Origin of the sequence: Thermus altitudinis, from assembly GCF_022760835.1 — a bacterium.
Taxonomy (GTDB): Bacteria; Deinococcota; Deinococci; order Deinococcales; family Thermaceae; genus Thermus; species Thermus altitudinis.
Map to the genome: position 1 here is coordinate 34872 of NZ_JAKTNQ010000018.1, position 14282 is coordinate 49153.

The following is a 14282-nucleotide window of genomic DNA, read 5'->3' on the forward strand; positions in this document are numbered from 1 at the left end:
AGGCCCCATGAAAGAGCGGCGCGGTTATGAAGGTGCGTTAGAAAAAGAGCTTTTCCGCGAGGAGTTCCCCTTTGGCCCCGTAACCCGGCGTGGGTTTTTGGCCCTAGGGCTTTTGTCCCTAGCGGCCTGTACCCCGGTGGTGCGCCGCCAGGGGGTCCCCTACGTACGCCAGCCGGAGTGGGTGGTGGAAGGAGGGGAGGCGGAGTTTGTCACCGCTTATCCCCATGCCGGCTTCGCCGAGCCGGTGCGGGTGAAGGTCTACCAGGAAAGGCCCCTCTTCCTGGCCCCTTTGCAACGGGCCATGAGCCCCTATCCTTTGGCAGGCCTCTACGCCCTTTACGACCCGGCTCGCCAAGGGAAGGCGCCGGACTGGGAGGGGTTTTATGCCGCCTGGCGGAAGGCCTTGGGGGAAGGGGAGACCCTCTTGGTCCTACCCCGCCTCACCTCTCCCAGGCTCGAGGGCCTCTTGGAAAGGGCCCAGGCCCGCTTCCCCAACCTACGGGTAGCCCGGTTTGAGGCCTGGAGCCTGGAGAACATCTACCGGGGCGCGGAGCTGGCCTTTGGGCAAAGGGCCTGGCCGGTTTACGCTCCGGAGAAGGCGGAGGTGGTCCTCCTTGTAGATGTGGACCTCCACGAGCACCCTGCGGGCTACCTCTGGTGGGAGGCCCTGAGCCAAAGGCGCCTGCCCCCCATGAACCGCATCTATGCGGTGGAAAGCGGGGCGGGCCTTTTGGGTAGCATGGCCGACCACCGCCTGGCCCTAAAGCCTAGCCAGGTGGAGGCCTTCCTCCTGGCCCTGGCCCAGGCCCTGGGGGTGGTGCCGGGGAGCCCGGCCTCGGAGTACGGGGGGTTCCTTCCCGTATTGGCGGAGGACCTGAGGCGGGGTGGGGTGGTTCTTCCTGGCCCCCAGCTTTCCCCCGGGGCCCAGGCCTTGGCCATGGCCATCAACGGGGCCCTTAAGGCTCCGGTGCGCTACGTGGAGCCCCCAGAGCGGGAGGTGGCCACGCCCAAGGCCTTCGCGGAAGCGGAGAGGGCGCCAAGGCTGGTGTGGGCGGCGGAGGGCCCTTTGCCTAACCTTTCCGACAAGGCTTTTTCCGCAGCGCTTTCCCTTTACCCCACCAAGGCGGCGGTCTGGAGCCTGCCCTTGGCCCACCCCCTCGAGGCCTCCGGCCAGTACCGGGATGCCGAAGGGCGGCTTTGGCCCTCCCAGGCCCTCATCCAGCCCCTGTGGGGCGGGAAGAGCCTGGAGGAGGTGGTGGCAGGGCTTATTGGGGAAGAGGTTCCTGCCCTTAGTCCCGAGGAGAAGCGGGCCCTGGTGGAAGGAAGGCCCCTGGCCGAGGCCCAGGCGCTTTCCCTGGAGGTATCCCCAGGCCTGGAGGGCCGCCTCCCTCCTTTGCGGCAGGAGGCTCCTTTGGAGATTGCCCTGCGCCCGGATGCCAGCCTCTACGACGGCCGCTACCGGGAAAACCCTTACCTGGAGGAGCTTCCCCGGCCCCTAAGCCGCCTGGTGTGGGATGGGGCCCTGCTCCTGGGGGAGGAGGATACCGAGGCCCTGGGTCTTTTGGGGGATATCCGGGCTAGGGAGCGGAAGGCGGATCCCAAACGGCCCCTCATGCGGGTTAAAGCTGGGGAAAGGGAAGCCCTCCTGCCCCTATGGCCCTTGCCGGGTTTACCCAAGGGGAGTGGGGTGGCTCCCCTTTCCCACTTCTTCCATCCCGAAGGGGTGGTCTGGCCCCTGGAACTTTCCTCCACAGGCCGGCACTATCCCTTGGTCTCCACCCAGTACCACGGGTATCTGGGCGAGGTGGAGGCGGTGAAGGTGCTGGAGGAGGCCAAGGCCCTCGAGGCCGAGCCCCACAAGGAAAAGCGGGTTTCCTTCTACCCCCCTTGGCCCCAAGGGGAGCACGCCTGGGCCATGACCGTGGACCTAAGCCGTTGCCTGGGGTGCGGGCTTTGCACCCTGGCCTGCCAGGTGGAGAACAACATCCCCGTGGTGGGGAAGGAGGAGGTGCAGAAGGGACGGGAGATGCACTGGATCCGCATAGATCGCTACTTCGCCGAGGAAGGGGTGGTGCACCAGCCGGTCATGTGCCAGCACTGCGAGAAGGCCCCTTGCGAGGCGGTGTGTCCTGTGGCGGCCACGGAGCATTCCGACGAAGGCCTGAACCTCATGGTTTACAACCGCTGTGTGGGCACCAAGTACTGCTCCGCCAACTGCCCCTACAAGGCCCGGCGCTTCAACTTCTTCCCCTACGGGGAGGCCTTTGTGGGCCAAGGCGATCCCCGCAAGGCCAAGGAAAGCCCCTTGGCCCTCCTCATGAACCCCGAGGTGAGCATCCGTAGCCGTGGGGTAATGGAGAAGTGCACTTACTGCGTGCAACGCATTGAGAATACCCGGGCTAAGGCGGCCCAAGAAGGAAGAAAAATCCGCACCGGGGAGATCAAGACCGCCTGCCAGGAGGTCTGCCCCGGGAAGGCCATCCACTTCGGGGATCTTCTGGACCCGGAGGACCCCATCCAGGCCCACCGCAAGGAGGGGCGGCACTACGCCCTTTTGGAGGAGGCCAACACCTGGCCCCGCACCACCTACCTGGCCCACTTGAAAAACCCTAATCCCAAGCTGAAGGAGGGGGAGCATGGCGCGTAAGGAACCCCATCCCGACCACGACCTGATCCAAGGGGAGTGGACGGAAAAGACCTTGGTGGAAAAGCTTTTGGAGCCTGTGGAGAAACCGGCCCCCAGGCCCTGGAAGGTGGTGGTGGCCGTGGGGGCTGCCCTTACCTTGGTCTGGCTCTATGCCCTTTTCGTTACCTTCGTGAAGGGCTTGGGCACCTGGGGCATCAACCAGCCCGTGGCCTGGGGGTTTGACATCGTGCACTTCGTCTGGTGGATCGGTATCGGCCACGCCGGGACCCTCATCAGCGCCATTCTGGTCCTCATGCGCCAGAACTGGCGCGACTCCCTGAACCGGGTGACCGAGGCCATGACCCTCTTCGCCGTGCTGGCGGCGGCCACCTACCCCCTCATCCACATGGGCCGGCCCCAGCTCTTCTACTGGGTCATGCCCTACCCCACCCACATGGCCCTCTGGCCCCAGTACAAGAGCCCCCTCTCCTGGGACGTGCTGGCCATCATGACCTACCTGACCATCTCCACCCTCTTCCTGTACCTGGGCCTGATTCCGGACTTGGCCCTCCTACGGGAGAGGAGCACCGGTTGGCGGAGGAAGCTTTACGGGTGGCTCTCCTTGGGTTGGACGGGGAATGCCGTGCACTGGCAACGCTATAGGGCGGTGTACGTGCTCCTGGCGGGCCTGGCCACCCCGGTGGTGATCTCCGTGCACTCGGTGGTGAGCATGGACTTTGCCTATGGCCTGGTTCCGGGCTGGCACCTTACGGTCTTCCCCCCCTTCTTCGCCGCCGGGGCCATTTACTCCGGCTTTGCCATGGCCCTCACCCTGATCATCCCCCTAAGAAGGTGGTACCGCCTGGAAGGGGTGATTACCGAGCGCCACCTGGACTGGATGGCCAAGGTGACCTTGGCCAGCGGCCTGGGGGTGGCCTACATCTACCTCCTGGAGATCTTCATCGCCTGGTATGCGGGGGAGCCCGCAGAGTGGGCGCAGCAGATCTGGCGCATGACCGGGCCCTACGCCCCTTACTACTGGGCCATGATGCTCATCAACGTGGTCCTCCTCCAGACCCTCTGGTTTCCCCGCTTCCGCAAGAACCTCACCTGGCTCTTCGTCTTCTCCATCCTGGCCAACGTGGGCATGTGGCTGGAGCGCTTTGTGATCGTGGTCATCAGCCTGTCCAAGGACTTCTTGCCGGGGAACGCCCAGCTTTACTACCCCACCTGGGTGGACTGGACCCTGTTCTTGGGGACCATCGGCTTCTTCCTCTTTGGCCTAGCCCTTTTCATCCGCCTCTTCCCCCCCATCGCCGTGGCGGAGATGGTCCACCTCTTCCACCGCCTGAGGAAGCACTAGGAGGGAAGCATGCTCTACGGACTCATGGCCTATTTTGACTCGCCAGAAAAGCTCCTTGAGGCCCTGAAGGTCCTGAAGGCCGAGGGGTACCGGCGCCTCGAGGCCCTCACCCCTAATCCCGTGGAAGGGATTGAGGAGGTTTTGGGCGGGGATGGCCGCATCCCCTGGATCGCCTTCTTCCTGGGGGTCTTGGGAGTGGGCCTGGGGCTTTTCCTGCAGGTCTACACCACCCTGGACTACCCCCATAACGCCGGGGGCAAGCCCCTTTTGGGTTGGCCCGCCTTCATCCCCGTGACCTTTGAGCTCACCATCCTCACCATCACCGTGGGCATCTTCCTCTTCCTGCTCTATAACAACGGCCTGCCCCTTTCCTGGCACCCGGCAGTGCAGGCCCGGGAGTACGTGCGGGTCCTTTTGGACGAGTACGGGGTTTTCGTCTACGCCTCGGATCCCCGGTTTGACCTGGAGGGCACCAAGGGGCTTCTGGCCCGCCTGGGGGCGGAGGTGGAGGAGGTGCGGCGTGACTAGGCTCCTTTTTCTCCTTTTGCCCCTCCTTTCCGCCTGCGGCTGGATGTGGGACCAGCCCAAGGTGCGGCCTTTCCGGGAGGCCCCCTTGCAGGTGCAAGTGGCTCCGGAACGGGTTCGTTTTGGGGAGAACCTGAACCTGGAGGTGCGCACCGGGCTTAAGCCCGAGGGCGGCTTTGCCGACAACCCCTACACCTTCACCACGGAGGAGCTCATCCGGGGTAAGGCCCTTTACCGCACCTTCTGCGCCATCTGCCACGGGCTCAACGCGGAGGGGGACGGGCGGGTGGTTCCCTTGGGGATGCCCAAGCCCCGTTCCTTCCAGGACCCCGGGGTAAAGGCCATGCCCGAGGGGTACTTCTATTTTGCCGCCACCAACGGCTTTGGCCGGATGCTTTCCTATAAGAGCCGCATCCCGGAAAGGGAGCGCTGGCTCATCGCCCGCTACATCAAGCAGTGCCTCTTGGAGGAGGCCTGTCCTTTGGAGGTGGTGAATGCAGAGGTCTATTGAGCGGAACCGTTCGGCCCCCTTCTTTTTGGGCATCTTCCTCTACGCCCTGGCCTTTCTCTTTGGGGCTCCGGCAGCCTACTTCCCCTTTGCCTTTTTCCTGCTGCTCTCCTTGGGGGCCTTGTTGGTTCTCCTCTTGCACAACGCCCTCACCAGCCGCTGGGGGGTTCCTTTAGAGCCCTATCTGTACCCCTTGGCCCGCCTCCTCCCCCTCATGGGGCTTTTGGGGCTCCCCTTTTTTCTCTTTCTGCCGGAGTTTTTCCCCTGGGCCCGGCCTGGGGCCAACTTGGATCCCATCCTGGCCCACCGTTCGGGGTACCTGAATGCCCCCTTTATGCTGTTGCGCTATGTCGTCTTCTTCGCCCTCTTCGCTTGGGTTTTGCTGAAGCTAAAGCCAGGGGAGCACCGCTCGGAGGTGGGGGCCTGGGGGCTGCCCCTGGTATTCGCCGCCGCTACCTTCCTTTCCTATGACCTCTTCATGGCCCTCGAGGCCCACTTCTACTCCGCCTCCTTCGGGGCCATCCTCCTTCTTTCCGCCGCCCTCTTGGCGCTTTCGGTGGCCGTGGCCCTGGCGGCCCGCAAGGGTAATGCGGCCCTCATGGGCCAGGCCCAGAACCATACCAATCTCCTTCTGGCCCTTTCCATCATCTGGATCTACGTGGAGGCCACCACCCTGATCATCATCTGGGGGGCGGACCTAGCCCACGAGGTGGAGTTCTACCTGAGGCGGCTAGAAGGACCATGGGGGACCGTGGCCACCCTGTGGGCGGTGGGGGGTTTCTTTCTCCCCTTCCTCTACCTCCTCACCAACCTCCCCAAACGGGAGGCCCGTTACCTTCTGCCCGTGGCCCTTTGGATCCCCCTCTTCCGCCTTTTGCACCTGGCCTGGTACGTGCTTCCCGCCCTGGGGCGGGGGGTAGGGGTGGGGGAGGTGGTGGGCTTTCTGGGCTTGGCCCTCCTCTTCCTCTCCCGGTTGCGCGCGGACTAGGGCGGGGTTTGTGCCTGGCCCCACCCCGGGTGGGGCCTTTCTTTTTGGGCTTCGGGGCATTTGCACCTACCTTCACAAGCAGGCGGGGAGCATCCTAGGCTTAGGGGTACACGGTAAGGGTACCCGGGAGGTGGAAGATGGCAGCGAAGGTTTTGGTCCTAGGAGGCGGTTCGGGTGGCCTGGTGGCGGCCAATAAGGTGAAAAAGCTTCTGGGCAAGGAGGCGGAGGTCACCCTGGTGGATAGGAGCACCCACCACGAGTTCATGCCCGCCTACCCCTGGGTGGCCTTTGGCATGCGCGAACCCGAGCAGGTGCGTAGGCCCTTGGCCAACCTGGAAAAGCGGGGCATTGCCTTCCTGCAGGCCACGGTGGAGGCCCTAGACCCCGCCAACAGCCGGGTTAAGACCAGCGCGGGGGAACTGGCCTACGACTACCTGATCGTTTCCCTGGGGGCCGAGGCCCTGCCCTCCCCCGCCCCGGATGGCCACGCCCCTTGGAGCCTCGAGGGGGCCTTGAAGCTGAGGGAGGCCCTCAAGAACTTCAAGGGCGGCAAGGTGGTGGTGGGGGTTTCCTCGCCCTACTACCCCTGTCCCCCAGCGCCCTATGAGGTGGCGGGCCAGGTGGAGTTTGCCCTGAAGGTAAAGGGTCTTCGCCAGAAGAGCACGGTGGAGGTGTTCCACCTGAATCCTCTTCCGCTGGCGGGTATGGGTCCGGTGATCTCCGGAAAGGTCCTAGAGATCCTCCGCTCTAAAGGCATCGTCTTCCACGGGGAGTTTGAGCCGGTGGCCTTTGAGGGAGGAAAGGTGAAGGCCAAGGACGGGCGGGAGCTGGCCTACGACCTCCTCATCCTCACGCCGCCCTTTGCCCCCAACCGGGTGGTGCGGGAATCCCCCTTGGCAGGGCCCAACGGCTTCCCCGAGGTGGACAAGATGACCTTCCGCTCCACCAGGTTCCCCAACGTCTTCGTCATTGGGGACACGGTGAACCCCTCCCTCCTGCTACCCCCAGCCGGGGTAGTGGCCCACTTCCAAGGGGAGTACGTGGCCGGGGTCATCGCCTCCGACCTCAAGGGGGCCTACATTGGCGAGCCCTTTAACCCCGTGGCCATGTGCATCATGGACTTCGGGGACAACGCCCTTTTGCCCCAGTGCTCCTTTGAAAAGCTCCTGGCGGGCACCGGCATGCCTTCTTGTGGCGTGATGGCCGTGGGTAAGTGGGTGCGGATCACCAAGATGCTCTTTGAAGGCTTCTGGTTTGCCACCTTGATCGAGTAGGAGGGACCATGGAAAAGACGCTTACGGTGGAAGAAAGGCTAGCCCATATAGAGGAGGTCTTGGAAAAAAGCGGGCTCGGCCTTCTGGCCCAGGTAGGTACCGGGGAAACCCTGGCGGAGAACCTGGGTCTTCTCATGGAGCCCCAAAACCTGCAGCTGGTCTCCCTCTTGGCCCGCTTTCTGGACCAAGCGGAGGCTTTGGAGAAGCTGGCGGACACCCTGGAGAAGTTGGAAGAATCGGGAGCCCTAGCCTTCCTGGGGCACCTTACGGAAAACTTCGGTGAGGGCTTGGGCATGCTCATGGAGCCCCAGGTGCTGCGGCTTCTTTCCCACGGGGCCAACATTTTGGACATCCTTTCCCGGATAGAGCCTGCGGCCATCGGCATGATGGCCTCAGCCTTGCAACGGGGCCTGGGGGAGACCTTCACCCCCGAGGTCCTGCGGGACCCGCCCCGGGTGGGTCTGGCCGGGATTCTGAGGCAGCTTTCCGACCCCGAGGTGCAGAAGGCCTTGGGCGTGCTTTTCCTCCTCCTTAAGGCCCTGGGCAAAGCCTTCGGTCACCTGAACCAGGACATGAAGGCCCTGGAGGGGCTCATGGCCAAGATGATGCCCAAGAAGTAGGGGTTTACGCCAGGGTTACCCGGTCCCGGCCCGTTTCCTTGGCCCTTAGAAGGGCGTAGTCGGCCTTTAGGATCCACTCCTCCACCTGGGCCTCGTTCTCGGGAACCTCCCCACCCGCAATGCCGGCGGAAAGGGTGAGGGGGTAGGGGATGGGGTCCACCTTTTGGCTGCGGAAGCGGTAGCGGATCCGCTCCACCACCTCCTTGGCGGCTTCCCGGCCCGCGCCATAGAGGAAAAGGAGGAACTCCTCGCCCCCATAGCGCACCGCCAGGTCCTCCTGCCGCACGCTGGCCTTGAGGATGCGGCCCAAAAGCTTTAGAACCTCATCCCCCACGGGGTGGCCGTAGGTGTCGTTCACCCTTTTGAAATGGTCTATGTCCAGCATGACCACGCTTAGGGGAGCCTGGTAGCGCCGGGCCAGGGCCAGGAGTTTGGGCAGTTCCACCTCCAGGCCCCGCCGGTTCAGGAGGCCGGTGAGGGGATCGGTGAGGGCTAAGGTGCCCCACTCCACCTGGCGCAGCACCTGCCTTATCCGCTCCCCCAAGAGGGAGAGGAAGCCTGGGGGGATGGGCTCTTCCAGAGGCTTTTGCAAGTAGAGGTAGGCGGCATCCCCGCTTAAAGGAATGGTGAGGGCATGGGCGGTTCTTTCCCCCACCAGGCCCCGCCTCCCCCGCACCTCCAGGCCCACGGCCGTGGGGAGGAGGTGGCGGGTGGCCTCGAGGGCCCCCCTTAGAAGAGCCTCTGGGCTCAAGGTCTGGGTCACGCTGGGGGAGAGGCGGGCGAGCTCCTCCAGGAACCGGGTCCAACGCAATCCCTTCTCCTCCGTACGGCGCCATTCCAGATGGTTGGCGTAAAGGAGGCCCAACCCTCCCACCAGACCGCCGTAAAGGGCCAGGACCCGCACTTCCCAAGGGGACGGGTCGTTTAACAAGGAAGCGGGCATCAGGAAGAGCCCCCCAAGGGCCAGGGCCTGCCCCAGAAAGGAGGCCCTCCCCGCTCGCTCCTCCAGCACCCCCAGGGCCAGGAGGAGGTAGCCCAGGGTCCAAAGCAGGTGGACGGGGTGCCCGGTGGGGTACCCCCCGGCCGCCTCCAAGAAGGCGTAGGCCATGTCCGCCACCAAAAAGAGAAGGAGACCCGCCCCCCAAAGGGCCCGTCCTCCGATGCCCTCTTGGAAAATAGGTTCCAACCGCGGCAGGAGGAGGAGAAGGAGGAGGGCGTCCCAGACCGTGTAGAGGCGGTCTATACCCAGTTCGGGCTGAAAGGCGGAGCCCATGCCTAAAAGCCCCAGGGGCAGGAGCCAAAGGCTCAGGCGGGGCGGTTTTCCCGGAAGCCAAAGGAGTCCCCAGGTCAGGGCGGCGTACCCTATAAGGTAGGGAAACTCCAGGTAGAGTCCTCGAGGCAGGCGGCCCAGGTCCTCAAGGGTCCAAGCCAGATCGCCCAGGCCCAAGAAGAAAAGCCCTAATCCAAAGGGTTTCTCCCGGTGCCCAAGGAGAATACCCCCGCCTATCAGGGCCACCAGGGGGGTTAAAAAGCGCTCGCTCCAAGGAGCGGTGGGAGGGAATAGGCCGAGGAATAGGATAAGGGCCAGGGACCCAAGCCAATAGGCAACCACGCCCCAAGTTTAGCCCACCTTCTCTGGGGGTGCGTGGGTTTTGGCCAGGGCCTCGAGGGCCTCCCGTAAGGCCTCAATCCCTTTTAGGAACTCTTCCACCTCTATATGCTCGTAGGGGGTGTGGTCCAAGGTGGAGTCCCCTGGCCCATAGGCCACCATGGGCACGTTCCAGTGGGGGGCCAGGACGTTCATGTCGCTGGTGCCGGTTTTCAACTTGAAGACGGGTTTGCCCCCCGCCTTGCGGATCCCCTGCCTTAGGGCCCGGGTCAGGGGGGTGTCCTTGGGGCCCAGGTAGGGTACCTCCCGGCCAAAGAACTCCAGCTCAATGGTGGGGGGCGCGTAGGCGCTGAGGTGGCGGATGGCCTCCTCCGGAGGAAGCCTGGGGGGCAGGCGCAGGTCAAAGAACATCTCCGCCACCTGCTTGAGCTCCGCCGGCTGGATGCGGAAATCCCTTAGGGTGTACTGCACCTGGTCAAAGGCCTTTTGCCCCACGTTCATGGCCTCGGCCCAGGCCTTGATGGCCACAAAGTAGCTGATGAGCTCCTCGGCGGCGTTGGGCTCGTGGTGGGCGGAGTGGAAGTTATCCTTTTCCCGCCTTGCCCTTACCAGAAGCCTCCCCTTGTACCCCAAGGTGATGCCTTCCCAGCCCGAGGGCTCCCCGATGATGGCGTAGTGGGGCTTCAGCCTGGGAGCCACGAAGCGGGCGCCCTTGGAACTAGGGGCCTCCTCCTCCGTGGCCCCCACCAGGTGAACGGTAAGGCGCCTTTTCGCCTCCTCCGAAAGCCCAGCGGCGGCGAAAACCATGGCCACGAAGGGGCCCTTGGCGTCCACCGCCCCCCGACCAAAAAGCTTGTTGCCCTCCAGCCTTACGGGTACCACCCCGGGGACGGTGTCGATGTGCCCCAGGAGGACCACCTGGGTGGGCCCCTGCCCCACCTGGCCCCGGGCGTTGTCCGCCTCGTCCACGAAGGCCTTAAGCCCAAGCCGTTCCATGCCCTCCGCCAGGTACTCCGCCACCAGGCGTTCCTCACCCGAGGGGGAGGGGATCTTTAGGGCCCCCATCAGGAACTCAACGGGATCCAAGCCGTTTGCGCTCATCTTAGGTTAGCACAGCCCGCACCGCCTCCACCACCCGCTCCAGATCCGCCTTTTCAATGACCAAAGGGGGGAGGAAGCGGATCACCGTGGGGCCCGCCTGCAGGGTCAAGACCCGGTGCTCCTTTTCCAGGCGCTCGATGTACGGGGCGGCCTTTTCCTTGAGCTCGAGGCCCACCATAAGCCCAAGCCCCCGCACCTCGCGGATCTTGGGGGAGGGGATCTCCCTGAGCCTTTCCATGAACCACGGTCCAAGCTCCGCGGCCCGTTCCCAAAGCCGGGTGCGTTCCAGGTAGCGCAGGGCCGCCACCCCGGCGGCCATGGCCAGGGGGTTGCCGCCAAAGGTGGTGCCGTGGCCTCCCTTGGGCATGCTCCTCGCCACCTCCTCCCGCATCACCGCCGCCCCTATGGGCACCCCGCCCCCCAGGGCTTTGGCCAGGGTGAGGATGTCGGGCACCACCCCGTAGTGCTCAAAGGCGAAGCGTTTCCCGGTGCGGCCCATGCCGGTCTGGATCTCGTCCAGGATCAGCAGGGCTCCCTTTTCCCGGGTTGCTTCCCGAGCGGCTTCCAAGAACTCCCGGGTAGCGGGGCGCACCCCCCCCTCCCCCTGGACGGGCTCGAGGATCACCGCCGCCGTTTCCTCGTCCACCGCCCGCCTCAGGGCCTCCACATCGTTATAGGGGATGAAGTCCACCGGCCCCAAAAGGGGCATGAAGGGCTCCCGGTACTTGGGCTCCCAGGTGACGGAAAGGCTTCCTAAGGTGCGCCCGGAGAAGCCCCGCATGGCGGCCACCAGCTTGCGCCTTTTGGTGTGGGCCCAGGCGAACTTGATGGCGGCCTCGTTGGCCTCGGTGCCGGAGTTGGTGGGGAAGACCCGGTTGAGCTCCTGAGGGAGAAGGCCCACCAGGGTGCGGTAGAACTCCCCCCGCATGGGGGTGGGAAGGGTTTGCGGCATGGAAAGGAGGGTTTCCGCCTGCTCCTTGATGGCCGCCACCACCTCAGGGTTGGCGTGGCCCAGGTTGGCCACCCCGTAGCCCCCCACGCAGTCAATGTACTCGTTGCCCTCGGCATCCCAGACCCTAGCCCCCTGCCCGCGCACCAAAAGCAGGTCGTGCTTGGTGTAGACGCCGGTGTCCAGGGCTTTTTCCGCCTCGAGGAGGGTGCGCCAGTCTTCGTAGACCTCCTTAACCATATGCTCGCCTCCAAAAGAAAAGCCCCCGGGCAGGCCCGGGAAGCCAGGCTTCCCAGGCCCATTAGGTTTTGCCCCAGGCGGCCATCTCCCCTTCAGGGTAGGGGGATGGGGGCCTCCTGTCAACGGATAGACTGGGAGGGTGCTGGCCTATGTGGGCTTGGGCTCCAACCTGGGGGACCGGGCAGGCTACCTGCTAAAGGCCCTTTCCCTCCTTTCCCGCCTGGAGAAAACCCGTCTCCTTCGCCTTTCCCCCGTGTACGAAACCGAGCCCGTGGGCCCGCCCCAGCCCCTTTACCTGAACCTGGTGGCGGAGGTGGACACGGAGCTTTCCCCCAGGGCTTTTCTGGAGGCCCTCTTGACGGTGGAGCAGAGCCTGGGGCGGGAGCGGAAGGAGCCTTGGGGGCCAAGGACCATTGACCTGGACCTCCTTCTATACGGGGACCTGGTCTTGCAGGAGGAGGGCCTCGAGGTGCCCCACCCTAGGCTTTCCCAGCGGGCCTTTGTCCTGGTGCCTCTGGCCGACCTTATTCCTGAGGGGCGGCACCCCGTGCTTGGACGCACCTTTGCCGAGCTCCTGGCCCCCTTGGACCGGAAGGGGGTGCGCCCCTTTGTGCTATAGTGGGGGCATCGCGGATCACCGCCGCGCAAAGGGAGAAGGAAAGTGGACCTAGAAGCAGGAAGTGTGGTAGAGGGCCGCGTGGTGCGGGTTACGGATTTTGGCGCTTTTGTGGAGCTCCCGGGGGGCGAGCAGGGCCTGGTGCACATCTCCCAGATCGCCCATGAGTTCGTGAAGAACGTGCGGGACTTTCTCAACGAGGGGGATATCGTCCAGGTGATGGTAAAGGGCCGGGATGCCAAGGGGCGGCTGGACCTTTCCATCAAGGACCTCACCCCTGCCCCAGAAGGAGCTCCACCTCCCAGGCCCAGGCGCCTGCCCAAGCAATCCCCCGAGTTTGAGAACAAGCTGAAAAGCTTCCTCCGAGGCACCGGGGGCTTCGGCGGCAAGGGGGGTAAGAAGGGCGGCAAGAAGAAGCGATAACCCTAAGGGTTCCCCCCGGGGGTGTATGCCCTCGGGGTTTTGTTTTAAAGTGGTGGGGTATGGCGAAGCCCATAGAGGTTACCGACGCCAACTTTGACCAGACCCTAGCCGGATATCCCTTGGTCCTGGTGGACTTCTGGGCGGAGTGGTGTGCCCCTTGCCGCATGATCGCCCCCATCCTGGAGGAGCTGGCCAGGGAGTACGCAGGGAAGGTCGTGGTGGCCAAGCTGGACGTGGACGAAAACCCCAAGACGGCCATGCGCTTTAGGGTCATGAGCATTCCCACGGTGATCCTCTTCAAAAACGGCCAGCCGGTGGAGGTGCTGGTGGGGGCCCAGCCCAAGCGCAACTTTGAGGCCAAGATTCAGAAGCACCTGCCGCCAAGCGCATGAGGATCGCCCTGGACGCCATGGGGGGGGACCATGCCCCCGGGGTCACGGTTCAGGGGGCCCTCCTGGCAGCCAAGGAAGGGGTGGAGGTCCTTTTGGTGGGGGAAGAGGCCCGCTTGCGGGCGGAGCTTTCCCGCCATGGGGCCTCCTTGCCCATCCACCACGCCCCGGACTGGATTCCCATGGAGGAGCACGCCACCGAGGTGAGAAAGCGTCGGGAAAGCTCCATCATGGTGGCCATGGACCTCCTAAAGCGGGGCCAGGTACAGGCGGTGGTGTCCATGGGCCACACCGGGGCCACCATGGCCGCGGCCCTTTTCACCCTAGGGCGGGTGAAGGGGGTGGAACGGCCCGCCCTTTTGGTGGAGTTCCCCAGCCAAAGGGGGCGCACCTTCCTCCTGGACGGGGGGGCTAACGCCGACTGCCGCCCCTCCTTCTTGGTGCAGTTCGCGGCCATGGGCCTGGCCTATGCCGAGGCCAACGGTTTGCCAGCGCCAAAGGTGGGCCTCCTTTCCATCGGCGAGGAGGAAGGGAAGGGGAACGCCCTGGTGCTGGAAACCTATCCCCTCCTGAAGAAGGCCTTGGGGGAGCGGTTTTTCGGCAACGTGGAAGGGCGGGACATCTTCTTGGGCACCACGGAGGTGGTGGTCACCGATGGTTTTACGGGAAACGTGGTCCTGAAGCTGGCGGAAGGGGAGGCCAAGGTGCTCTTGGGCTGGGTCAAAGAGGCCCTTAGCGGAAGCCTTTTGGCCAGGCTGGGGGCCCTTTTGGCCCGGGGGGCCCTGCGAAAGTTGAAGGAAAAGGTGGATCCCTCCCAGTACGGGGCCATGCCCCTTCTGGGGGTGGAGGGGGCGGTTTTCGTCGGCCACGGTTCCGCCGACCCGTTAGCGGTGAAAAACGCCCTTCTCCGGGCCAAGGCCTTGGTGGGGGCGGGGCTTTTGGAACGAGTGCGGGCAGGCCTTTCCGCTTTACAGAAAAAGGGGGGTGTGGGGGACCATCACCCCGGACCCGGCACCACCTGAATGGGAGGTGAAGCACATTCAGGATAGCA

The 14282-nt window shown here is 64.5% G+C and carries 14 protein-coding genes; 11 read left to right on the forward strand and 3 right to left on the reverse strand.

What is annotated here, in order from left to right; genetic code table 11:
* Positions 1–7: 7 nt before the first annotated feature.
* The 7 genes from L0D16_RS07780 (at position 8) to L0D16_RS07810 (ending at position 7904) form a co-directional block, all read left to right on the forward strand.
* Entirely contained in the window at positions 8–2647 is a 2640-nt protein-coding gene (locus L0D16_RS07780; RefSeq protein WP_243031049.1) for a 4Fe-4S dicluster domain-containing protein, read from the forward strand.
* Positions 2637–3989 (forward strand): NrfD/PsrC family molybdoenzyme membrane anchor subunit, encoded by a 1353-nt coding sequence (gene nrfD / locus L0D16_RS07785; RefSeq protein ID WP_243031050.1) that lies wholly within the window; start codon positions 2637–2639, stop codon positions 3987–3989. Before L0D16_RS07780 ends, nrfD begins: the two co-directional genes overlap by 11 nt.
* 9 nt (positions 3990–3998) lie before the next feature.
* A complete protein-coding gene (locus tag L0D16_RS07790) occupies positions 3999–4517 on the forward strand; it encodes a DUF3341 domain-containing protein (protein WP_243031051.1) in 519 nt (172 codons plus the stop codon).
* A 43-nt stretch (positions 4518–4560) separates the two neighbouring features.
* Positions 4561–5025, forward strand: a complete 465-nt coding sequence (locus L0D16_RS07795) for a c-type cytochrome (protein ID WP_243031063.1) — start codon at positions 4561–4563, stop codon at positions 5023–5025.
* Complete coding sequence (locus tag L0D16_RS07800; RefSeq protein ID WP_243031052.1) at positions 5009–6010, forward strand: hypothetical protein; 1002 nt, start codon at positions 5009–5011, stop codon at positions 6008–6010. Before L0D16_RS07795 ends, L0D16_RS07800 begins: the two co-directional genes overlap by 17 nt.
* Positions 6011–6147: 137 nt before the next feature.
* Positions 6148–7284 carry an NAD(P)/FAD-dependent oxidoreductase gene (locus L0D16_RS07805; protein ID WP_243031053.1) on the forward strand — a complete coding sequence of 379 codons (1137 nt, stop codon included), beginning with the start codon at positions 6148–6150 and terminating at the stop codon, positions 7282–7284.
* An 8-nt stretch (positions 7285–7292) separates the two neighbouring features.
* Positions 7293–7904 (forward strand): helical membrane plugin domain-containing protein, encoded by a 612-nt coding sequence (locus L0D16_RS07810; RefSeq protein ID WP_243031054.1) that lies wholly within the window; start codon positions 7293–7295, stop codon positions 7902–7904.
* Positions 7905–7908: 4 nt separating this feature from the next.
* Here L0D16_RS07810 and L0D16_RS07815 read toward each other — a convergent pair whose 3' ends face one another.
* Genes L0D16_RS07815 through lysJ form a run of 3 tightly spaced genes read right to left on the reverse strand, consistent with a single transcriptional unit; the run spans position 7909 to position 11803 of the window.
* Complete coding sequence (locus L0D16_RS07815; protein WP_243031055.1) at positions 7909–9516, reverse strand: GGDEF domain-containing protein; 1608 nt, start codon at positions 9514–9516, stop codon at positions 7909–7911.
* 9 nt (positions 9517–9525) lie between these two features.
* Positions 9526–10614, reverse strand: a complete 1089-nt coding sequence (locus tag L0D16_RS07820) for a [LysW]-lysine hydrolase (RefSeq protein WP_243031056.1) — start codon at positions 10612–10614, stop codon at positions 9526–9528.
* Between the two features lies 1 nt (position 10615).
* A complete protein-coding gene (gene lysJ / locus L0D16_RS07825) occupies positions 10616–11803 on the reverse strand; it encodes a [LysW]-aminoadipate semialdehyde transaminase LysJ (protein WP_243031057.1) in 1188 nt (395 codons plus the stop codon).
* 139 nt (positions 11804–11942) lie between these two features.
* Here lysJ and folK point away from each other — a divergent pair, with 139 nt between their 5' ends.
* Genes folK through plsX form a run of 4 tightly spaced genes read left to right on the forward strand, consistent with a single transcriptional unit; the run spans position 11943 to position 14253 of the window.
* Positions 11943–12422: a 2-amino-4-hydroxy-6-hydroxymethyldihydropteridine diphosphokinase gene (gene folK / locus L0D16_RS07830; RefSeq protein WP_243031058.1), complete on the forward strand. Its 480-nt coding sequence runs from the start codon at positions 11943–11945 to the stop codon at positions 12420–12422.
* A 42-nt stretch (positions 12423–12464) separates the two neighbouring features.
* Positions 12465–12842 carry an RNA-binding protein S1 gene (locus L0D16_RS07835; protein ID WP_114313471.1) on the forward strand — a complete coding sequence of 126 codons (378 nt, stop codon included), beginning with the start codon at positions 12465–12467 and terminating at the stop codon, positions 12840–12842.
* A 59-nt stretch (positions 12843–12901) separates the two neighbouring features.
* Entirely contained in the window at positions 12902–13234 is a 333-nt protein-coding gene (gene trxA, locus L0D16_RS07840; RefSeq protein ID WP_243031059.1) for a thioredoxin, read from the forward strand.
* Positions 13231–14253, forward strand: coding sequence for a phosphate acyltransferase PlsX (plsX, locus tag L0D16_RS07845; protein WP_243031060.1), 1023 nt, complete (start codon positions 13231–13233; stop codon positions 14251–14253). Before trxA ends, plsX begins: the two co-directional genes overlap by 4 nt.
* Positions 14254–14282: the final 29 nt, after the last annotated feature.